We start from the raw sequence: 21,244 nt of genomic DNA, 5'->3' as shown, positions 1-21,244 counted from the left end.
CCGTCCCCGACCATCGAGGCTCCTCGTGATCCCTGTCCCCCCACTCGCCGACGTGGTCACGGAGGCGCTCACCGGCGTCGCCTCCGCACTCGAAGGCCCGGTGCACGCCCTCGCGCTGATCCTCGCGCTGCTCCTGGTGCTCGAGACCGGGCGTGCCGCGTCCGAGGCCGCGCGTCGCCTGCGACCCGGCCGTCCGCGCCTGCTCGCCGTCGCCGCCGGAGCCCTTGCGAACCCCGGTCGCGCACCCGAGTTCGCGCGGGCCGCACCCGGCGCGCTCGCGGAGCAGGCCGTCCGCGGGATGGCAGAGGCGCGGGCCACGGGGAGGCCGGATGCCGTGGAGGACGCCCTCGCCGACTACGAGCTCCACGTCCAGCGACGACTCGACCGGACCCGGATGCTCGTTCGGGCAGGACCGGCCGTGGGCCTCATGGGCACGCTGATCCCGCTCGGTCCCGGCATCGCCGCCCTCGGGCGCGGTGACGTCGCGGCACTGGCCGGCGACCTGCGGACCGCCTTCGCCGCCACGGTCCTCGGGATCCTCGTCGGGACCGTCGCGTTCGCCCTCACCCTCATCCGCACGCGGACCGCGACGGAGGACCTCGCCGCCCTGGAACGCGCGGCACGGGTTCCCGTCGACCAGACCGCCGGATGAGTCGCGTCGGACTCGGTCGCCGCGGCGGGGTCGACAGCGACACCGGCGACCCCCTCGACGGGCTGGTCAACCTCTTCGACCTCGGTCTCGTGCTGGCGGTCGCGTTCCTCGTGGCGGGCCTGGGGCTCGCCACGGACACCGACGGACGGGTCGTCCGGCGACCGACGACACCCGCGCCCGCCCCGGGATCGACGGAACGCACCCTCAGCACCCCGTCCACACCGTCGCGCGTCACCGGTCGCGGCGAGCCGGTCGGCCGGGTCTACCGGCTTCCCGACGGCCGGCTCGTGCTCGTCGACCCGGCGGGCCCGTGACCGCCCCGCGGTCCCCGACGGGCCTCGCATGCTCCGCCGGCGTGCACCGCCTCGATCGAGCAGGCGAGAAGCGGAGCGTCTGCCTCTGCGCTCAACGTCTTGCGGACGTACGCCGTGCCAGATCGGGCGTCCATCGCCGAAGCATTCCACGACTACCCGACGGCTCCTGCGAATCTGGTACCCCCAGTGGTGCCCGCGGACGGGAGAGGCTGTCCGCGCCGCGGATCGCATGCCCCTGAAACGCCGAAAGCCCCGGAGTTCCGGGGCTTTCGTGGGTGCCGCTGAGGTGAAGCTAGACGGGCTCGAACCGTCGACCTCCTGCATGCCATGCAGGGGTAATCGGCGTATCTGGTGCTATCTGGCGTCACTCAGTGCGGTTGAATGCTCAGTGACAGAGCCGGATTAACTCAATCCGCTACGCAAAACGCTACGCAAAAGGGGCGCTACGCAAAACGCAAAATCCGCTACGCAAAGATTGCTACGGTCGATCCATGGCCCGTCCGGACGACGTCGCACCCGCCATCACCGTCACCGCCTTCAAGGGCAAGAAGGGGACCGTCCCGTACTACGAGGCCGTCTGGCACGAACCCCGGCGCGACGGTGCCGCGCGCCCCGCGAAGCAACGTATCGGCAAGGCCTGGCTCGATCAGGACGGCACCGACGCGAAGGGCCGGCCCGTCTGGGTCAAGCGGAAGGGGAGGGTCCCCGAGGGCTACTTCGACGAGCGCCGGGCGCATGCCGCCGCACCCGAGGCGATCGCCCGCTTCCGCGCCCGCCAGGCCGCCCGTGAGGAACACCGCAGCGCCGCCGCCGACCTCACCGTCCGGCAGCTCGCGCACGAATGGCTCGAATGGCTGCGCGACGTCCGCGGCGCCAGCGCCTCGACCGTCCAGGACTACGGATTCCTGATCCGCGACCCCAACCTCCGCACGAAGCGCGGCAAGACCCGCACGACCGGCCGCATCATGAAGGCCTTCGGCGACCACTCCGTCCTCGACGTGACCCCACGCCAGGTCTCCAGCTGGCTTCGCGCCCTCGACCGCGAAGGCCTCACCCCGCGCAACGTCAACAAGCACCGCCACGTCCTGCACGCCGTCTTCTCCTACGGCCAGCGCACCGACACCTACGGCCTCCCGGCCAACCCCGTCGCCGGCACCGACAAGCGCCGCGAGCTCCCACCCGCCAAGCTCGATTACTACGAGCCCCACGAGGTCGAGATGCTCGCCGAGGCCGCTGCTCACGGCGCCCACCGTACGACCCTCACCTACAAGGGCCGCGACGTCGACGTCTCAGACGAGGAGACCCGCCTCTGTCGCCAAGCCGACGAGCAGGACGCCGAGCTCTTCCGCGTCCTCCTCTACAGCGGGCTGCGCATCGGTGAGGCCCGCGCGCTGAAGTGGTGCGACATCCAACTCACCCCTGACGGGCGCGGGGGAGTCATCGACGTCCAACGCGCGATGTCCGCCAACGTTGAGAAGCCCCCGAAGTCCTGGAGGCCCAGAACCGTCCCGATCCCCCGTCAGGCCGTCGACGCATTCAACCGCGTCGCGATGCGCGAGCACTTCCTCTCGCCCGACGACTACGTCTTCGTCAACCGCCTCGGCCGCTGCCTCGACACCTCGGCCATCCGCCGCCGGTACAAGGCCGCCCGAGAGGAGGCCGGCCTGCGCGACGTCAGCCTCCACGGACTCCGCCACGCCGCCGGCTCGATCCTCGCCCAAGGAGCCGGCATCCTCGTAGCCCGCGACGTACTCGGGCACGCCCGGGTGAGCACGACCAACCGCTACCTCGCCGGCAAGACCGACGAGCGCGCGATTGACGTCGTCAATGCCGCGTTCGGGCCGAACGTGCGGCGGTGAGCCGCCTCCCGGTCCCCACCCGGAAACGTATGCATTACAGTAACGCAAGCATTACGCTAGCCTTGCGGCGTGGACCGTCCTCTTCAGCGCGGAGGTCGAGGCGTGGCTCGCCGGCCTCGGCGACGACGACTGGGACTCGATCATGGCGTCCGTTGAACTCTTGGAAGCCCGGGGCTCGGCGCTCGGGCGGTCGGCCGCGGACCGGATCAGTGCCAGCGCGCACCACAACATGAAAGAGCTGCGATCGATCGGCGGGCACCTGCGGGTGCTGTTCGCGTTCGACCCAGTCCGACAGGCGATCTTCCTGATCGGCGGCGACAAGACCGGCGACTGGACCGCCTGGTACGAGCGCAACATCCCGCTCGCCGACGCGCTCGACAACGACTACTTGAAGTACCTCGACGAGAACGAGTGACCACCATGGCCTTCACGAAGCCCAAGACCGCCGCCGAGATCAGGGCCCAGCGCCCGGATACCCCCGAGCGCACCGCGCGCCGGGCCGCGCTGGTCGAGAGCCTCGAGGCCGAGGTCGCCCTGCACGAGATCCGCGAGCGTCGCGGCATCAGCCAGGCCGTGCTGGCCGAGCGCCTCGAGGTCAGCCGGCCCCGGGTGTCGACGATCGAGCGGGCGGGGGAGGACCTCCGCGTCTCGACGCTCGAGCGCTACGTCGCCGCGCTCGGCGGCACGCTGCGCGTCGTGGCGACGTTCGAGGACGAGGAGATCGACGTCACGAGGTACGGGGCCCGCGCCGATTGACTCAGCGTTATCGACGGGCGCATCGCGTCAGCCTCTTCACCCGCACGCGCGGCCGGCGCTTCGTTCCCGATGGCCTGAACCTGCGGCGCTCGGAGCGAGCCCGAGGGAAGCGTCCGCTGGGTCTCAAGGCCTGTCCCGCGCGTCGTACCTGCGACTTGACTGCTTTCGCCGTGAGGAGCGATGACACCGCGCAGGATTACGGCCGCATGTGCCGCGCGATCACCACCCGTTGGATCTCGTTGGTGCCCTCGTAGATCTGGGTGATCTTGGCGTCGCGCATCATGCGCTCGACGGGGTGGTCCCGGACGTAGCCGTAGCCGCCGAGGACCTGGACGGCTTCGACGGTGACGCGCATGGCGTTGTCGGAGGCGAAGACCTTCGCCATCGATGTCCATTTGCCGAGGTCGGCGGGGCGCTCCGAGCGGTCGGCCATGGCGCAGGCCTTGTGGAGGAGTTCGCGGGCGGCGGCTGTGTCGGTCTCCATGTCGGCGAGCTTGAACTGCAGGCCCTGCAACTCGTTGATCGGCTTCCCGAACGCGATCCGCTCGGAGGCGTACTGGTTGGCGTAGTCGGTGGCGCCCTGGGCGATGCCGACGGCTTGGGCGGCGGCGCCGAGACGGGTGCGCTCGAGGGTGGAGAGCGCGACGGCCATGCCGCGCCCGACCTCACCGATCACGTTCCCGTGCGGGACGCGGACGTCCTGTAGGACGGGCGAGCCAGTAGGGGAACCGTGGATGCCGAGCTTGTGCTCGTAGCCGCCGATCGAGAAGCCGGGTCGGTCGGCCTCGACGAGGAACGCGGTGATGCGGTGCTTCTCGGGGTCGGTGACGGCGAACACGACGTAGACATCGGCGACGCCGGCATTGCTGATCCAGTTCTTCGCGCCGTTCAGGACCCACTCGTCGCCATCGCGGACGGCGGTGGTGCGCATCGCCGAGGGTTCGGAGCCGGCGTCGGGCTCCGACAGAGCGAACGCTGGAGCGAGCTCGCCGGTGGCGAACCGGGGCAGCCAGCGGTCCTTGAGTTCGTTGGACCCGTGGAGCTGGATCGGCAACGAGCCGAGCTCCTGGAGCATGAGGATCAGCGCGCACGAGGCGTCGGCTCGGGCGATCTCCTCCACCGCGGTCTGGAGCACGAGGGTGCCGGTGCCGGTGCCGCCGTACTGCTCGTCGAACGGCAACGCCAGGACGTCGTTCTCGGCGAGGAGCTTGCGGATGTCCCAGGGGTACTCCGCGGTCCGGTCGACCTCCGCGGCTCGGGGCACGATCTTCTCGGTCGCGATCGTGCGGACGAGGTCGCGGATCTCGATCAGCGCCTCCGGCAGCTCGTAGGGGGCGAGCCCCGTCTCGGCGGTGCTCATGCCGCCACCGCAGCCGGCGCCTGGGCGGACGCGTACTCGTAGAACCCGCGGCCGGACTTGCGGCCCAGACGGCCTGCGGCGACCATTCGCTTGAGCAGCGGCGGTGGGGCGTACTCGGGCTTCTGGAACTCGCTCTGCAGCGAGACACCGATGGCGTACAGCACGTCCAGGCCGATCATGTCGGCGAGGGCGAGCGGTCCCATCGGGTGCCCGCAGCCCTCTTTCATGCCCTGGTCGATGTCCTCGCGGGTCGCGAAGCCTTCCTCGACCATCCGGACGGCGGCCATCAGGTACGGGACGAGGAGGAAGTTGACGATGAAGCCGGAGCGATCCTTCGTGCGCACGGCGTGCTTGCCCAACGCGGCGGCGAAGGCCTCCATGCGCGCGACGGTGTCCTCGCCGGTCTCCAACGCGACGACGATCTCGACGAGCGACATCACCGGAACAGGGCTGAAGAAGTGCAGACCGGCCACGCGGTCCGGGCGGCCGGTCGCGGCGGCGAGCTCGGCGATCGGGATCGACGACGTGTTCGACAGGAGCAACGCGTCGGGTCCGACGATGCGGTCCAGGCGGGCGAAGACGTCGCGCTTGACGCCGACGTCCTCCTTCACTGCCTCGATGACGATGGTCGCGGCGGCGACGTCCTCGAGGTCGGTCGTCCAGCTGACCTGCGCGGTGATTGCCGCGGCGTCCCCCTCCGTCAGCCGGCCGCGGGAGACGATGCGCTGCAGCGAGGATGCGAGGCGTTCCCGCGAGCGCTCGAGCGGCAGTGGGTCGGGCTCGTAGAGCGTCACCTCCAGCCCGGCGCGCGCCACCGTCTCCGCGATGCCGGTGCCCATCATCCCGGCACCCACGACTGCCACGCTGCGTTCCATGTCGGAGTCCTGTCGTTCGTCTGGGGTCATCGACCGTCGGCGACGGTCAGCGTCTCGAGAAGTCGTTCGGCGGCAGCCGACGGATCAAGCTGTTGCGCATCGACCTGCTCCAGCGCCTCACGGACGACGCCGGCACGCTCGGCCCCGCTTGAAAGGCGCCGACGGAAGCGGTCCGCGGCGAGCGCAAGAGTCTCGTTCCGCAGGCGTATTGATCGTCGGGCGTCGAGCAGACCGCGGTCGGCGAGGTGCTGCCGGTGCTCATCCACCAGGGCGAGCAGCTCGCCGGTCCCGTCCGCCCGGTCCGCGCGGGTGCGGACGACGGGGACCTCCCACTCATCGTCGGCCCGGGGCGCGAGCGAGAGGCTGGCCCGCACATGTCGCACGAGTTCGTCGGCCTGTGGGTGATCGGCCTTGTTGACCGCGATGATCGCCGGGATCTCCATGATCCCCGCCTTGATCGCCTGGATCGAGTCGCCGCTTCCGGGGTTCAGGACGAGGACCACGGTGTCGGCGTGATCGACGATGTCGACCTCCGCCTGACCGACGCCGACGGTCTCGATCATCACGTCGTCGTATCCGGCTGCGTCGATCAACAGGGTCGCCAGGAACGCGGCGCCAGCCAGGCCTCCCAATCTGCCTCGGGTCGCCATCGAGCGGATGAACACCCCGTCGTCTAGGACGTGCTCAACAAGGCGGATCCGATCCCCGAGGACCGCCCCGTGCGTGAACGGTGAGCTCGGATCCACCGAGAGGACGCCGACCGACCGGCCGGCATCGCGCCGGGCCCGCGTCAGCGATCCGATCAGCGTCGACTTGCCCGCCCCCGGAGGGCCGGTGACACCGAGCAGGGTCGCACGCCCCGTGTGCGAGTACACGGATCCGACGAGCGACCACCCGGCGCGCTCGTCGTGCTCGGCGATGCTGATCGACCGCGCCAGCGCGCGTACGTCCCCGGACACCAGCCGGGCGGCGAGGCCGCCGTCCTCGCGGCTCACCACGTGACGGACCCAGGCCCCGAGACGTCGGCGGAGCCCGCCTCATCGGTGCGCGCCACGGTTGGGGGCGTGGCAGAGACGGCCATGACTCCATCATACGGAAATAGCATCCATATGCTAGAACAGTGGCGAGGGATGACCCACACCAAGGCCGAGGGACGACATACGCATGACCACCGAGACAGCCACGCCGCGCCGGGTCGAGATCGGAGTGCCCTCCGAGACCAAGCAGGCCGAGCGGCGTGTCTCGATCGCGGCCGCCGGCGTCCGGGAGCTCACGGCGGCGGGTCACCGGGTCGTCGTCCAGGCCGGCGCCGGTGAGGGTGCCGGCGTAGGGGCCTCGCACAGCGGTTTGAATCTCGCGGGCGGACGGATCGTGCACGCGACCGTCGCCGACGCGGTCGCCGCCTGATGTCGCCGATCGGGACCCCGTTCCCGTCCACCGGAGCGGCACGATGACCTCGGTCCCTGAGCTCGTGCAGCGCGCTGCACGCTGGTACGGCGACGCTCCCGCGGTCACCGACGAGGGGCGCACCGCGAGCTTCCGTGACGTCGACGCCCGGTCCAACCGGCTCGCGAACGCGCTGCTGGCCCTCAGCCCGCAACGCGGAGCACGCGTCGCGCTGCTGATGCGCAACCGACTGGAGTTCGTCGAGGCGGACTTCGCCGTCGCGAAGGCCGCGAAGGTTCGCGTTCCGATCAATCCGCGGCTCGTCTCGCGCGAGCGCGAATGGGCGCTCCGCGATTCGGGAGCCGAGACGCTCGTCTTCGACGCCGAGATGGCGGAGTTCGTCGCCGAGGTCCGCGGTCGGCTGCCGAGCCTGCGGCACCTGATCGCCGTCGGCCCCGCGGTCGAGGACGCCCACGACTACGACGAGTTGCTGGACCGATCCGATCCCCGGGCGCCGGGGCTCGCCCACGCGCCCGACGACGACAATTTCATCCTCTACACCTCCGGCACCACGGGGCGGCCCAAGGGCGCGACCTCGACCAACCGCGGACGCGTCGCCGCCACGGTCAACATGCTCGCCGAGGAGCTCGACGCTCGGCCCGGCGACGCGATGGCCCACCTCGGCGCGATGTCGCACGGGTCGGGGTCGAAGGTCCTCGCGTACTTCCTCCGCGGAGCGCGGAACGTGACCGTCAGACGGTTCGAGCCCGACCGGTTCCTGCACCAGGTGGAGCACGAGCGGATCACCAGCACGTTCGTCGTCCCGACCATGATCCACATGCTCGTCGAGGCGGCTGCAGACGCGAACGCCGACACCCGAGCGCTGAAGCGGATCACCTACGGGGGCGCACCGATCGCACCCGCACGGATCGAGGAGGCGATGGCCCGGTTCGGACCCGTGTTCGTCCAGGTCTACGGCTCCTGCGAGGCACCCCACCCCGTCACCGTCCTGACCCCGGACTGTCACGTCGTCTCCCCGGAGCAGCGGCTGCGTCTGGCGTCCGTCGGCCGGGAGGTCCCCACGGTCGAGCTCGAGCTGCGCGGACCCGACGGACTCCCCGTGCCCGACGGCGAGCCGGGCGAGTTGACGATCCGCGGGGACAACGTCATGCGCGGCTACTGGAACAACGCCACGGCGACCGACGAGGTCCTGCGGGACGGCTGGTACTCGACCGGCGACGTCGCCCGCCGGGACGACGACGGCTTTTACTCCATCGTCGACCGCGCGCGCGACATGATCGTCAGCGGGGGACTCAACGTCTACCCCGCCGAGGTCGAAGCGGCCATCCACGAGCACCCCGAAGTCGTCGAAGTCGCCGTCGCGGGAATCCCGGACGAGAAGTGGGGCGAGGCGGTCAAGGCGTTCGTCGTCCGCCGTGCGGGCAGCACGTTGGACGAGGCCGACGTCCTGTCGCACTGCCGACTCGCTCTAGCTGGCTACAAGAAGCCTCAGCAGGTGGCCTTTGTCGAGGCACTGCCTCGAGGGTCCACCGGAAAGATCCTCAAACGGGAGCTCGTGAGCTCCGACTGGGAAGGTCGTGATCGCCGTGTCTCGTGAGACCATCGTCGTCGCCAGCGCCGCACGGACCCCGTTCGGCCGCTTCGGAGGCCCCATGTCGGGCTTCCGTCTGCCGCAGCTCGGATCGGTGGCGGCCCGCGAGGCCCTTCGCCGGGCCGCGATCGAAGCCGGGGACGTCGACGAGGTGATCGTCGGCGTCAACCTCCCCGGATCGGACCGTTCGATCGCGCGGCAACTGGCGCTGCAGACCGACGTCCCGGACGACCGCGTCGCTTACTCCGTCGACCGCGCCTGCTGCTCCTCCCTCACCGCGATCTCGCTCGGCGTCCGCGCCCTGCGCTCGGGAGACGTGGCGACCGTCGTGGCGGGGGGCGTCGAGAACCTCTCGCGCGTCCCGTACTTCCTCGAGGACATGCGCTGGGGCAAGCGACTCGGACACGTCGAGCTGGTCGACCAGCTCGTCATCTCCTGCCCGCACACCGGCGTGCCACGAGCGGTTCAGGCGGGAGAGGAGGCGCTACTGCACGACGTCTCCCGCGAGGAGCAGGACGCATGGGCGTTCCGTAGCCAGACCCGGGCGGCGGCCGCGATCGAACGCGGCGCGTTCGACGCCGAGATCATTGCGATAGAGGCCGGCGACGTGCCGGGTGAGGCCGACGGCGTGGCCGTCGACGAGTCACCGCGACCGTCGGTCACGATGGCCGGGCTCGCCAAGCTCCGGACCGTCTACGGGAGTCCGACCGTCACCGCGGGCACGGCTCCCGGTCTCAGCACCGGTGCCGCCTTCACGGTCCTCGTCACCGCCGCGGACGCCGACCGCCGCGGTCTCCGCCCCCTGGCAGCGATGCTCGGTACCGCGCGGGTGTCCGCCGCCCCGGCCCAGATCGCCTCCGTGCCGGCGACAGCGATCCGGTTGGCGCTCGCGGACGCCGGGAAGACCCTGGACGACGTCGACCTGATCGAGATCAACGAGGCGTTCGCAGCGGTGCCCCTCGTCTCGACGCTGCTTCTCGGCGACCGGGATCCAACGACGGTTGACCGACTGCGGGCGATGACGAACGTCAACGGCGGCTCGATCGCGCTCGGACACCCGACCGGTGCGACCGGTGCCCGGCTGGTGATGACGATGGCGCATGAGCTCCGGCGCCGTGGCGGCGGGATTGGGGTCGTCGGCATCTGCGGCGGCATCGGTGAGGCCGAGTCCGTGGTGATCGAGGTGGTCGCCGGCGCCGACTGACCGCTCCCCGACGGCGCCGCGGGCCGCGGGCAGGCCGAGGTGCGCGTCGCGCCGCCGTAGGATCCCCGCACCGCGCATCCCCGTGAGCTACGAAACGAGCACCCCGTGAGCGAGAGCGGCACGACAACCGGCGCCCAGGCCGTCCATCGGGCGATCGACATCCTCGAGAGCTTCCGCGCCGATCGCGCGTCGCTCTCGCTCGCCGAGATCGCGGAGCACGTCGACCTGACGACGCCCACCACCCACCGACTCCTCAAGGCGCTGCAGGTACAAGACCTCGTCGCGCTCGATCCGGTGACCAGGCGCTACAGCCTCGGGACCGGGATCATGCGCATGGCCAGCGTGCTGCTCAATCGCGGCGACGTCCTCGCCGTCACGCAGCCGCGTCTCCTACGGCTCCGCGAGCTGACGGGGGAGACCGTCTCGCTGCACTGGCGGGTCGACGCGCACCGCGTGTGTCTCATCGAGGCGGTCAGCACCCAGCAGTTCCGCATGGCCTCGGGACTCGGGAACTCCTATCCCCTCGTCGCCGGGGCCGCGGGGCTCGCCATCCTCGCCTTTCTCGGCGAGACGGACGTCGACGGCGTCATCGAGGCGGAGCGGGAGGCCAGCCGGGCCGTCGACCCCGGGGTGCTCTCTCGCTCTCTGGAGACCGTCCGCGAGCGCGGCTACGCGACGAGCGTCGGCGAGACGGTCCCCGGGGCCGCGGCGATCGCGGCTCCGATCCTCGACGCGTCGGGACGGGCGCTCGCCGCCCTGAACATCACCGGCCCCCGGTCGCGCCTCACGTCGGCGGAGATGGACGGACTCGCCGAGGTCCTGCTCGATACGACGCGCGAGATCATGCAGCAGTTCGGCGCCGGGGCGGCCCCGCTGCCGGCCTGACGCCGGAGGAGCCCGGCGCTCACGTCGGGGGAGCAAGCAGCAGCGCCGAGATCTCGTCGGCGCGGGTCACCGCCGCGGTCGCCGCCGCGCTCCTGGCGGCATCGTCGAACCGATCCGCCGGCCCGGTGACGTTCAGCGCGCCAAGGGGCCGACCGTCGGCCCCGCGGATAACGGCCGCGACGGCGGAGGCGCCCTCGACCGTCTCACTCTCGGAGTCGGCGTAGCCGAGACCGGCAATCCGCGAGAGGTCGTCCCGCAGGCGCTTTCGGGACCGCTCCGTGGACGGGGCCTCGTCCTGAGCGATGAGCCTCGACACCTCGTCCTCGTCCAGGCCGGCGAGGATGACCTTCCCGGCCGCTCCGTGGACCAGCGGGTAGGTGTTGCCGACCCCGGATGCCATGCGGACGGGGTGGGTGCTCACGAGCTCGAGCAGGCAGACGCGTCGATCACCCGTCCGCCAGTGGAGGCCGACGGTCTCGCCGGTCGTCTCTCGGAGTCGCTGGAGCGTGGCCTGGCTCGTCCGGATCACATGACCCTGATCGAGCACGACGTCGGCCAACCGCATGATCCCGGGGCCGAGACCGTACTTGCGGGTGGCGTCGTCGAGCACGATGAGCCCGCGCTCCTGGAGCGCCCGCAGCAGGCGGTGGGCCGTCGGGACCGTGATGCCCACGCGCTCCGCGATCTCGACGAGCGCCCGAGCCGGGGTCTCGGCCGAGAACGTCTCGAGGATGGCGATGGCCCGGTGGACGCTCTGCGCGCCCGACGTCTTGGTGCTGGTCTCGGTCATGGAAACTCCGGAGCTCGGGCTGCCGACACCGGCACTCTAGGGCGGGGTCCGTTCGGTCGCGTTTCGTGCGGTCCGGCGCTCATCCCTCCCGGGGCTCCCTCGCCCGCAGCTCCGTGATCAACGGGGCGATGATGCGGCGGGCGATCGCCTCGGAGTCGTCGGGATCTCCGGCGCGGATCGCATGCACGAGCTCGCCGTGCCGCGGCGCCGCGGCCTGGTTGTGGAACGGCCGCAGGGACTTGACCGACTGCAGACCCACGATCAGCCGTCCTGAGAACAGTCCGTAGAGGTCAAGCAGGACGGGGTTGTTCGCCGCTCGGGCGACGGTCCGGTGAAAGGCTGCGTCGAGCGTCGCGAAGTCGGGGAGGTCGCGGGCCTCCGCGTCGTCGCGCAGCGCGAGCGCCTCGTCGAGTCGGTCGAGGTCGTCCTCGGTGCGGTGCTCGGCTGCGAGGCGAGCGGCCTGGGAGTCGAGGGCGAACTGCACCTCGAAGACGTGCCGCGAACTCGCCAGGCCGATGCCTGTGATCAGGGCGTGGGTGTCGACGTCGCTGAGCACGAAGGTTCCGGCGCCCTGTCTCGCCTCGAGCAGCCCGGACTGGACGAGCCCCCGGATGGCCTCGCGAACCGTCGTGCGGCTCACCCCGAGTTCGGCGGTGAGTTCGAGCTCGGTGGGGATCTGCGAGCCGACGGGCCAGGTGCCGGCGGTGATCTGCGCCCGCAGGGCGTCGCCCACGATGGACACCCGCGTCCGCTTGTCGGAGAGGTTCGGAAGGCTCATTTGACAGTCATCATACATTTCGCCATGGTCTCTTCAACAACTGGACTGGACATTGGCCTTTCGTGGAGTTAGGTTCCACATTGTGAACAACGAGGGGACAGCGATGAGCACCGTCACGAAGACCGCCCTGCAGGAATCGGCCGAGCGTCACCTGTGGATGAACTTCAGCCGGCTCGGTGCTCCCGTCGAGGGTCACGAGCTCCCGATCATGGTCCGTGGTGAGGGGTGCTACGTCTGGGACGAGCACGGAAAGCGCTACCTCGACGCGCTCAGCTCGCTGTTCTGCGTCAACATTGGACACGGATGGACCGAGGTCTCCCAGGCCGGAGCGGACCAGGCCAAGGAGCTCGAGTACTACCCCGCCTGGTCCGCCGCCCACCCGCCGGTGATCCGGCTCGCGGAGCGCATCGCATCGTTGGCTCCCGGTGACCTGAACCGCGTGTTCTTCACCAGCGGCGGCGGCGAGTCTGTGGACTCCGCCATCAAACTCGCCCGCCAGCACTTCAAGGTCGCCGGCAAGCCGCTGAAGACGAAGATCATCGCCCGCGACGGCGCCTACCACGGCACCACCATGGGGGCGCTCTCGGCCACCGGGATCCAGGTCGCGCGGCAGCCCTTCGAACCCCTGATGCCGGGCGGGAGCCACGTCTCCAACACCGACGTCTACCACCGCCCGGACGGCTTCGACGCCGGGTCGCTGGCCCAGGAATTCGAGGACCGCATCCTCTTCGAGGGCCCCGACACCGTGGCGGCAATCCTCGTCGAGCCGGTGCAGACCGCCGGCGGGTGCTACACCCCGCCCGACGGCTATTTCCAACGCGTCCGCGACATCTGCGACCAGTACGACGTCCTCATGGTCTCCGACGAGGTGATCTGCGCCTGGGGCCGCCTCGGCGAGTGGTTCGGCTGCCAGCGCTACGGCTACGTCCCCGACATCATCACGACGGCCAAGGGGCTGACCTCGGCGTACGCGCCGATGGGGGCGGTCATCGTCCGCGACTCCGTCGCCGAGCCGTTCCTGCGTACCGGCGAGCTCTTCCAACACGGCTTCACCTTCGCGGGGCACCCGGTGTCCGCGGCGGTCGCGATGGCCAATCTCGACGTTTTCGAGCGCGAGGGCCTGCTCGACAACGTTCGCGCCAACGAGGGCCTCCTGCGCTCCACGCTGGAGGCGCTACGGGACATCCCCGTCGTCGGGGACGTCCGCGGCGCTGGCTACTTCCAAGCCGTGGAGCTGGTCAAGGACGCCGCCACCCACACCCGCTTCTCCGCGTCCGAATCGGACACCGTGCTGCACTGGGTCGCCGACGAGCTGTTCGACCGCGGCCTCATCTTCCGCGCCGACGACCGCAGCGGAAGCCCGGTCATCCAGGTCGCGCCCCCGCTCACCTTCGGGCCCGGTGAGATCGCCGAGATGGGCGCTCTGATCCGGCCGGTCGTCGAAGAGGTCGCCGAGCGCTTCGGCGCCGGTTCCTGAAACCGCAGCACCCCGACAGACCCTCGCGACGGCGCTGACCGCGCCGCAGACGAGACCTTCATCGCGGCACCTCGAACGAGGGCGTCCGATCCATCACCCGCCCTGCACCGCGCACTCCGCGGCAGGCGACAGATCAGCTCTCTCCACCGGGCGCCTTTCGGCGACCCGTCAATCGAGGAACCTCATGCCACGCACACCGTCACTCCCGAAGGGCCGCCCCGCGGCCTCCCGCGTCGGACTCGCGATCCTGTCCCTCACGGCCGCGACCGGGCTGGCCGCCTGCGGCTCCGGCGGTTCCGCGGGCGGTGGGTCGGAGGCGTCGGCCAAGACGCTCGAGACCCAGACCTGGCTGGTGCCGCAGGACTGGGGTGCCTTGGATCCCACGCGGAGCACCGCGACCAACAGCGGGACCATCCTCCTGGCGTTCGAGCCGCTCGTGCTCTCGGACGGCAAGGGCGGGGCGAAGCCCAACATTGCGACCCAGACGACACCGGACGCGAAGACCTTCATCTACAAGATCCGCTCCGGGGTCACGTTCAGCGACGGCAAGCCGCTGACCATCGAGGACGTCCTCTACTCGATCGACATCCATCGCCGGAAGGGCAGCACCTCCGCGCTGGCCGGCAACTTCACCGCCGTCCGTTCGATCAAGGCCACCGGCCCGGACGAGATCACGATCAAGATGCGGACGCCGGACGTCCTCTTCGCAAACACGATGGCGCAGACCGGGATCGTCGAGAAGGCCGTCCGGGAGCCGCTCGGCAAGGGCGCGGGTGCGCCCGACAAGCCGAACGTCGGCACCGGGCCGTTCACGATCGCGAAGTTCCAGCCGGGCAAGGAGGTCGTCCTCCAGCGCAACGAGCGCTACTGGGGGACGAAGCCCGCCGCGAAGCAACTCACGATGCGCCTGGTCGCCGACGAGTCGGCCCGCCTGCTCGCCGTGCGGGCAGGAGACGTCACCGGCGCCTTCGAGGTCCCCGCGTCGGAGGCCGCTGTCTACGCGAAGGTGCCCGGGATGACGCTGATCCGGGGCAACAACCCCTCGATCACGACGCTCAGCCTGAACCAGAAGCACAAGCCGTGGAACGACGTCCACGTCCGCCGAGCCGTCGCCCACGCAGTCGACCGACCGGGCCTCGTCAAGGCGATCCTCCGGGGGAACGGCTCGCCGTCCACGACGCTCGTCCAGCCGGCGAACGCGCAGGACGTCATGCCCGCCGCCGAGCAGGAGCGGCTGTACGCCTCGCTCGACCTCTACAAGCCCGACATGGCCGCCGCAAAGGCCGAGATGGCGAAGTCGACCGTCCCGGGGGGCTTCAAGGACACCATCGTCTTCTCCGACGCCGAGCCGGGGCAGGGCCGGGTGGCCCAGGCCATCGCGCAGGAGCTGAAGGCGATCGGGATCGACCTGACGGTCAAGCAGACCCCGGACGAGGCCTACACCGAGGCGGTCTTCTTCAAGCACACCGCGAGCGCCGCCGTCGTCGACTTCACGACGGACCAGCCCGACCCGATCAGCCTGCCCAACTACATGTCGAGCAAGAAGCAGACGCTCGCCGAGGGTGGCTACACCAACATCGCGGACTACGTCAACCCCGCGCAGGACGCGGTGCTCGACGAGTACCTCGCGACCCCGGCTACGGACAGCAAGAAACGCGCCGAGCTCCTCTCGTCCGCCCTGACCAACCTCGCCACCGACGAGCCGTACGTCCCGCTCTACAACTCGAACTACATCGCCATCGTCAAGTCCGGCCTGAAGTTCGCGGACTTCGACGGCATGTGGTGGATGCGCCGCTGGACCGACGGCGTCACGGCGTCGAAGTAGCGCCGGCCGAGACGACGGGAGCCACCCCATGAACAGCCTCGCGCTCTATCTCCTCAGACGCCTCGCCGCTGCGGTCCTGGTGGTCCTCGTCGTCTCGTTCCTCATCTTCTGCTGCCTCTACCTCGCACCCGGGAGCCCGGAGCAGGCGATCCTCGGCCCGCAGCAGGCCACGCCCGAGGCGCTGGCCACCATCCGCAGCGACTTCGGGCTCGACGACTCCTTCGTCCTCCAGTACTGGCACTTCCTCGACGGCCTGCTGCACCTGGACCTCGGCCGGTCGTTCCAGACCGGCGAAAGCGTCGGATCGGGCATCACCTCCCGGCTCGGCGTCACGGTCCCGCTCGCGCTCGGCGGGTTCCTCGTGGCGTGCGTCCTCGGGATCGGCGGCGGCATCATCGCCGCCCAGCGCCGCGGACGCATGAGCGACCGGGCACTGGGAACGCTGGGCGTCGTCGCGGCCAGCACGCCGGCCTACGCCAGCGGAGTGCTCTTCCTCTACGTCTTCGGCGTCGCGTTGGGGTGGTTCCCCGTCTCCGGCTCCGGCGACGGGCTGTCGGACCGCGCCTTCCACCTCGTGCTCCCGATCGTCACGCTGGGCCTCGTCGGCGCCGCGTCGATGTTCAGACGCACCCGGGTCGCCGTCGTCTCCGCCCTCGAGCGCGACGACGTCGCGTTCGCCCGGGCCCGAGGCCTCTCCTCACGAGAGGTCCTGCAGAAGTACGTCCTCCGGCACGCGATGGTGATGATCGCGACGTCGGCCGGAGTGATCCTGATCTTCATGCTCGCCGGCGCGGCGGTGGTCGAGAGCACGTTCGACCTCGACGGCGTCGGGTCGTACCTCCTGACGTCGATCAACGACAAGGACCTGCCGTCGGTGCAGGGGATCGCCGTCGTCACGACCGCCCTGGTCGTCCTCATCAACCTCGCGATGGACCTGCTCTACGCCGTCATCGATCCGCGCATCCAGCGCGGCGCGGCCGCGGACTGACGGTCGGAAGAACGCTGCTCATGGGAACCACAACCATCGGCTCTGTCGCCACCCGCCGACGCTTTCGCGTCCGGCCGGGCCAGGCGCTCACGGCCCTCGCCCTCGCGGTCGTCGTCGCCGCCCTGTTCCTCGCCGTGTTCGGCGAGGTCATCGCCCCCGACGACCCCCGCCGCGTCGACCTGAACGCAGGGAGCCTCGGCCCCGTCAGCGGCCACCTCCTCGGGACGGACCAGCTCGGTCGGGACATCCTCTCCCGAGCCCTCGCCGGCGCCCGCACCGCCATCTTCGGTCCGCTGATCATCGCCGCCAGCACGGTCGTCATCAGCACCGTCCTCGGCCTCGTGGCCGGCTACGTCGGAGGCTGGACGGACGCCACGCTCAGCCGCGTCAACGACATCGTCTACGCCCTGCCGCCCCTCCTCGTCGCGATCGTCGTCGTCGGCGTCCTCGGCGGGGGCTTCGGGCTGGGCATCGTGATCCTCGTCGTGCTGAACATCCCGGCGAGCTTCCGCAGCCAGCGCGCGGCATCGCTGGAGCAGCGTGGCCTCCCGTACATCGAGGCCGCACGCGTCCTCGGACTCTCGCGCTGGCGGATCATGCGCATCCACGTCCTCCCGAACATCATGCCCGTGGTCTCGTCGAGCTTCTTCATCGCGTTCACCTACGCGTTCGTCGACCTCTCCACGCTCTCGTTCCTCGGCCTGGGCGTCGCACCTGGCACCCCGGACTGGGGCCGGATGGTGGCCGAGAGCCGCATCCTCGTCTTCGAGAACCCGTGGGCCGCACTCGCACCGCTGCTGCTGATCGTCGCCACCGCCGTCAGTGCAAACCTCGTGGGCGAGGCCGTGGACGACCGGATCGCCGCGAAGGGACGGGGTCGCTGATGCCCGCCGACATCACCGAGCCGCTCCTGTGCGTCTCCGGCCTCACCGTCCGCTCCACCACCGGGACGACCCTCGTCTCCGGTGTCGACCTCGAGCTGCGAGAGGGGGAGGCCCTCGCCATCGTCGGCGAGTCCGGCTCCGGCAAGTCCCTGACGGCCCGCTCGATCATCGGCCTCGTCCCGACCGGGCTTCACGCCGCAGGATCGATCCGCTTCCGCGGGGAGGAGATCCTCGACCTCCCCGAGCGCCGCCGAGCGCGCCTCCGCGGCGCGCAGATCAGCATGATCCTGCAGGACCCGTTCACGATGCTGCACCCGATGCGTCGCTGCGGGGCGGTCATCACCGAGACCCTTCGGACAGCGACCGGATCGCGGCTGCGCAAGGACGAGCGCCGCCGCGAAGCCGTCCGGCGCCTGGCCGAGGTCGGCATCCACGACGAGCGCGTCGCCGGCCAATACCCGTTCGAGCTCTCCGGCGGGATGCGCCAGCGCGTCGCAATCGCCGCAGCACTCGCGCAGAACCCGCAGGTGCTGATCGCCGACGAGCCGTCCACCGCGCTTGACGTCACGACGCAGAAGGAGGTCCTCGACCTGCTCGTCGACCTGCAGCGCTCGCGCGGCATGGCCCTGATCCTGATCACGCACGACCTCCGCGTCGCGTTCTCGGTCTGCCAACAGGTGAACGTGTTCTACGCCGGCGGCGTCAGCGAGGTGGGGCCGGCAGAGGAGCTCGAAGCGGCCCCCGCCCACCCCTACACGCTCGGGCTGCTCCTGGCCGAGCCGCCGGCGGACCGGCGGGTACGGGACCTCGTCAACATCGCCGGGACCGTGCCGACGCCCGACGCCGTGGCCGGTCGCTGCGCCTTCGCGGCGCGGTGCGACTGGGCGACCGACGTCTGTCGCTCGATCGCGCCGCGGCTCGTCGACACCGAGGACCACCGCCGGGTCGCGTGCGTCAGGACCGACGAGATCGCCGGCGAGATGCGCGAGACCCGCGAGCGGTACGAGACGGTCGACGTCGCGCCGTCCCTGGCCGCGGTCGGCACCGGCCTCGTCCGGGCCCGCGGACTCCAGGTGACGTACCCGCCACGGTCGCGACGGGACGCCCCGATGCAGGCACTCCGAGGCATCGACATCGACATCGGGCCGGGCGAGAGCGTCGGCATCGTGGGGGAGTCCGGCTCGGGCAAGACCACGCTCGGGCGCTGCCTCACCGGCCTCGCGACCCCGAGCGGCGGGAGCCTGGAAATCGACGGCACCGACGCGATCGCCTACGCGGCCTGCTCCCGCGACGAGCGCCGGAAGCTCCGGTCCGCGGTCCAGATGGTCTTCCAGGACCCGTACTCGTCGCTGAACCCCTCGCGGACCGTCGGGGCCGCGCTGGGCGAGGCCCTCGCGGTGCGCTACGGCAAGGACGTCGGGCCCGAGCGCATCGGGGCGCTCTTGGACCGGGTGGGACTGCCCGCCGGGTACGCGGAGCGCCGGCCGGTCGCCCTCTCGGGTGGCGAGCGTCAGCGCGTGGCGATCGCACGGGCGATCGCACTCGAGCCGCGTCTCCTGATCTGCGACGAGCCCGTCTCGGCCCTCGACGTATCCGTCCAGGCCCAGGTCCTCACGGTTCTTCGCGATGTCCGCGAGGAGCTCGGGCTCGCATACCTGTTCATCACGCACGACCTCGCGGTGGTCCGGCAGATCGCCGATCGGATCTACGTCATGAACAAGGGCGAGGTCGTCGAGAGCGGCCCCACGCACGAGGTCCTCGAGGCCCCGCAACACCCATACACACAACGCCTGGTCGCCTCGGTGCCCGGCAACGACGCCGGCACCCCGTCGGCGATCGCCTCCTAGGAGCCCCGCGATGACGATCGAGCACCGCTGGTTCCGGACGCCCGGAGACCTGATGGATGGGCACTCCGCAATGTGGAAAGCGCACGCATAATGCCTGTGACGGATCCGGGCTTCGGCTCCCGCCTGGCGGCGTGGGAAGCGACGCACCGCTCCACGATCGGGGTCGGCGAGGCCGGCGACCGAACGCTCTCGGACCTCGAGATCGCGTCGCTCTACACCCGGGCGGACCGCGACCTCGCGACGCCTGACGCCGACGTCGGCCTGCCCGGGGAGTTCCCGTTCACCCGCGGAACGACGGCGGCGGGCTACCGCGACCACCTCTGGGTCATGGGCCAGTATTCGGGCTACGGATCGCCGAAGGAGACGAACGCGCGGATCAAGCGGCTGATCGCCGAGGGGCAGAAGGGGTTCTCCATCGCGCTGGACCTCCCGACCCAGCTCGGCCTGGACTCCGACGACCCGCGCGCCGAAGGCGAGGTGGGCAAGGTCGGCGTCCCGATCGACGCGCTCCAGGACATGGTCGAGCTCCTCGACGGGATCCCCCTCGAGCACGTCCGCCAGATCCGGACGACCGCCAACGCGATCGCGCCCATCGCCCTGGCGCTGTTCGTCGCCGCCGCCGAGGTCCACGGCTACCGACCGGACCAGTTCAAGGTGATGTTCCAGAACGACGTGCTGAAGGAGTACGTCGCCCGCGGGACCTACATCTTCCCGCCCGAGAAGGGACGGCGGTTCTCGGTCGACGTCATCGAGTACTGCGCGGAGCACATCCCGACCTGGGAGCCGATCGAGTTCTGCGGCTACCACCTGCGCGACTCCGGAGCCAACGCGATCCAGGAGATCGCCATCGCCAGCGCGAACGGCATCGCCTACATCGACGACGCCCTCGCCCGCGGACTCGACATCGACGAGTTCGGCGAGTCGCTCTACATGTTCCTGAGCGCGCACCTCGATCTGTTCGAGGAAGTCGCGAAGTTCCGCGCCGCCCGACGGTTCTGGGCGCGCCTCCTGAAATCGCGCTACGGCGCGCACGACGACGCGTGCCGGCTCAACATCTTCGTCTACACGCTCGGCAGTCCCCAGACCGCGCAGGAGCCGCTGAACAACATCGTCCGCATCGCCTATCAGGCGATGGCGGCGGTCCTGGGCGGCGTCCAGACCATCGCGACGTCCGCGTACGACGAGGCGGTCCAGCTGCCGTCGGACGAGGCGGCCCGGATCTCGCTGCGCACCCAACAGATCCTCGCCTACGAGACCGGCGTCCCCCGCAGCGTCGACCCGCTGGGCGGCTCGTACCTCGTCGAGGACCTCACCGATCGCCTCGAGGTCGCCGTGCAGGCCGAGTTCGACCGGATCCAGGACCTCGGGGGAGCCGTCGCGGCGCTCGAGTCGGGCTGGATCGCCGCGCAGCTCGAGGACGAGGCCTACGCCGTCCAGCGCGCGATCGAGGACGGCGACCGCGTCGTCGTCGGGGTCAACCGCTTCGCGCAGACCGAGGACGCGCCGCTCCGCCACCGGATGCGCACCGACCCGAGCCTCGAACGCACACAGGTCGAGCGCCTTCGGACCCTCCGGGCCGAACGGGACGCGGGCGCGGTGGACGCCGCCCTCGGGCGCGTCGGGACCGCCGCGGCGGGGACCGCCAACACGGTCCCGTCGATCCTCGAGGCCGTCCGCGCCCACGCGACCGTCGGCGAGATCTGCACCGCGCTGAAGGCCGAGTGGGGGGTGCACCGCGCATGAGCACTTCGC

Annotated in this window: 19 protein-coding genes and 1 pseudogene; 15 read left to right on the top strand and 5 right to left on the bottom strand. The window is 70.6% G+C overall.

Annotated features, from left to right (window positions below; genetic code table 11):
- The first annotated feature begins 25 nt into the window (after positions 1 to 25).
- From Q7T67_RS11475 to Q7T67_RS11455, 5 genes and pseudogenes are all read left to right on the top strand, one after another.
- On the top strand, positions 26 to 652 hold the full coding sequence (locus Q7T67_RS11475) for a MotA/TolQ/ExbB proton channel family protein (RefSeq protein ID WP_304789249.1): 627 nt from the start codon (positions 26 to 28) through the stop codon (positions 650 to 652).
- Positions 649 to 966 (top strand): DUF2149 domain-containing protein, encoded by a 318-nt coding sequence (locus Q7T67_RS11470; RefSeq protein ID WP_304789247.1) that lies wholly within the window; start codon positions 649 to 651, stop codon positions 964 to 966. The genes Q7T67_RS11475 and Q7T67_RS11470 overlap by 4 nt, the downstream gene beginning before the upstream one ends.
- A gap of 491 nt (positions 967 to 1,457) precedes the next feature.
- On the top strand, positions 1,458 to 2,825 hold the full coding sequence (locus Q7T67_RS11465) for a tyrosine-type recombinase/integrase (protein WP_304789245.1): 1,368 nt from the start codon (positions 1,458 to 1,460) through the stop codon (positions 2,823 to 2,825).
- Between the two features lie 115 nt (positions 2,826 to 2,940).
- Positions 2,941 to 3,240: pseudogene (locus Q7T67_RS11460) on the top strand (type II toxin-antitoxin system RelE/ParE family toxin); the annotation flags it as partial.
- Between the two features lie 5 nt (positions 3,241 to 3,245).
- The gene (locus tag Q7T67_RS11455; protein WP_304789243.1) at positions 3,246 to 3,581 is read left to right on the top strand and encodes a helix-turn-helix domain-containing protein; all 336 of its coding nucleotides are present in this window, start codon (positions 3,246 to 3,248) and stop codon (positions 3,579 to 3,581) included.
- 196 nt (positions 3,582 to 3,777) lie between these two features.
- Here Q7T67_RS11455 and Q7T67_RS11450 read toward each other — a convergent pair whose 3' ends face one another.
- From Q7T67_RS11450 to meaB, 3 genes are read right to left on the bottom strand one after another with little or no spacing between them, the layout of a single operon-like run.
- On the bottom strand, positions 3,778 to 4,941 hold the full coding sequence (locus Q7T67_RS11450; RefSeq protein WP_304789241.1) for an acyl-CoA dehydrogenase family protein: 1,164 nt from the start codon (positions 4,939 to 4,941) through the stop codon (positions 3,778 to 3,780).
- Positions 4,938 to 5,816, bottom strand: coding sequence for a 3-hydroxybutyryl-CoA dehydrogenase (locus tag Q7T67_RS11445; protein ID WP_304789239.1), 879 nt, complete (start codon positions 5,814 to 5,816; stop codon positions 4,938 to 4,940). The genes Q7T67_RS11450 and Q7T67_RS11445 overlap by 4 nt, the downstream gene beginning before the upstream one ends.
- Positions 5,817 to 5,842: 26 nt before the next feature.
- Positions 5,843 to 6,775: a methylmalonyl Co-A mutase-associated GTPase MeaB gene (gene meaB / locus Q7T67_RS11440; protein WP_304789305.1), complete on the bottom strand. Its 933-nt coding sequence runs from the start codon at positions 6,773 to 6,775 to the stop codon at positions 5,843 to 5,845.
- A 205-nt stretch (positions 6,776 to 6,980) separates the two neighbouring features.
- Between meaB and Q7T67_RS11435 the strand changes: the two genes are divergently transcribed.
- From Q7T67_RS11435 to Q7T67_RS11420, 4 genes are all read left to right on the top strand, one after another.
- On the top strand, positions 6,981 to 7,223 hold the full coding sequence (locus Q7T67_RS11435) for a hypothetical protein (RefSeq protein WP_304789237.1): 243 nt from the start codon (positions 6,981 to 6,983) through the stop codon (positions 7,221 to 7,223).
- 43 nt (positions 7,224 to 7,266) lie between these two features.
- Complete coding sequence (locus tag Q7T67_RS11430) at positions 7,267 to 8,820, top strand: class I adenylate-forming enzyme family protein (RefSeq protein ID WP_304789235.1); 1,554 nt, start codon at positions 7,267 to 7,269, stop codon at positions 8,818 to 8,820.
- Positions 8,810 to 10,018 (top strand): thiolase family protein, encoded by a 1,209-nt coding sequence (locus tag Q7T67_RS11425; protein WP_304789233.1) that lies wholly within the window; start codon positions 8,810 to 8,812, stop codon positions 10,016 to 10,018. Before Q7T67_RS11430 ends, Q7T67_RS11425 begins: the two co-directional genes overlap by 11 nt.
- A gap of 105 nt (positions 10,019 to 10,123) precedes the next feature.
- Positions 10,124 to 10,903: an IclR family transcriptional regulator gene (locus Q7T67_RS11420; RefSeq protein WP_304789231.1), complete on the top strand. Its 780-nt coding sequence runs from the start codon at positions 10,124 to 10,126 to the stop codon at positions 10,901 to 10,903.
- A 19-nt stretch (positions 10,904 to 10,922) separates the two neighbouring features.
- On the opposite strand, the gene Q7T67_RS11415 is transcribed toward Q7T67_RS11420, so the two are convergent.
- A complete protein-coding gene (locus Q7T67_RS11415; protein ID WP_304789229.1) occupies positions 10,923 to 11,693 on the bottom strand; it encodes an IclR family transcriptional regulator in 771 nt (256 codons plus the stop codon).
- Between the two features lie 79 nt (positions 11,694 to 11,772).
- Positions 11,773 to 12,471: a FadR/GntR family transcriptional regulator gene (locus tag Q7T67_RS11410; protein WP_304789226.1), complete on the bottom strand. Its 699-nt coding sequence runs from the start codon at positions 12,469 to 12,471 to the stop codon at positions 11,773 to 11,775.
- Positions 12,472 to 12,574: 103 nt separating this feature from the next.
- On the opposite strand from Q7T67_RS11410, the gene Q7T67_RS11405 reads away from it, so the two are divergent.
- The 6 genes from Q7T67_RS11405 (at position 12,575) to Q7T67_RS11380 (ending at position 21,235) form a co-directional block, all read left to right on the top strand.
- Positions 12,575 to 13,948 (top strand): aspartate aminotransferase family protein, encoded by a 1,374-nt coding sequence (locus Q7T67_RS11405; protein WP_304789223.1) that lies wholly within the window; start codon positions 12,575 to 12,577, stop codon positions 13,946 to 13,948.
- Positions 13,949 to 14,132: 184 nt separating this feature from the next.
- Complete coding sequence (locus Q7T67_RS11400; protein ID WP_304789219.1) at positions 14,133 to 15,773, top strand: ABC transporter substrate-binding protein; 1,641 nt, start codon at positions 14,133 to 14,135, stop codon at positions 15,771 to 15,773.
- Between the two features lie 28 nt (positions 15,774 to 15,801).
- Entirely contained in the window at positions 15,802 to 16,761 is a 960-nt protein-coding gene (locus Q7T67_RS11395) for an ABC transporter permease (protein WP_304789217.1), read from the top strand.
- Between the two features lie 20 nt (positions 16,762 to 16,781).
- Positions 16,782 to 17,645: an ABC transporter permease gene (locus Q7T67_RS11390; protein ID WP_304789212.1), complete on the top strand. Its 864-nt coding sequence runs from the start codon at positions 16,782 to 16,784 to the stop codon at positions 17,643 to 17,645.
- Positions 17,645 to 19,492 (top strand): ABC transporter ATP-binding protein, encoded by a 1,848-nt coding sequence (locus Q7T67_RS11385; RefSeq protein ID WP_304789209.1) that lies wholly within the window; start codon positions 17,645 to 17,647, stop codon positions 19,490 to 19,492. The genes Q7T67_RS11390 and Q7T67_RS11385 overlap by 1 nt, the downstream gene beginning before the upstream one ends.
- A gap of 90 nt (positions 19,493 to 19,582) precedes the next feature.
- Positions 19,583 to 21,235, top strand: coding sequence for a methylmalonyl-CoA mutase (locus tag Q7T67_RS11380; RefSeq protein WP_304789206.1), 1,653 nt, complete (start codon positions 19,583 to 19,585; stop codon positions 21,233 to 21,235).
- The last annotated feature ends 9 nt before the right edge of the window (positions 21,236 to 21,244 follow it).

Source organism: Patulibacter sp. (assembly GCF_030655195.1).
Taxonomy (GTDB): domain Bacteria; phylum Actinomycetota; class Thermoleophilia; order Solirubrobacterales; family Solirubrobacteraceae; genus Patulibacter.
The sequence above is the reverse complement of the archived record's forward strand: the minus strand, read 5'-3'. Positions and strand labels throughout refer to the sequence as shown.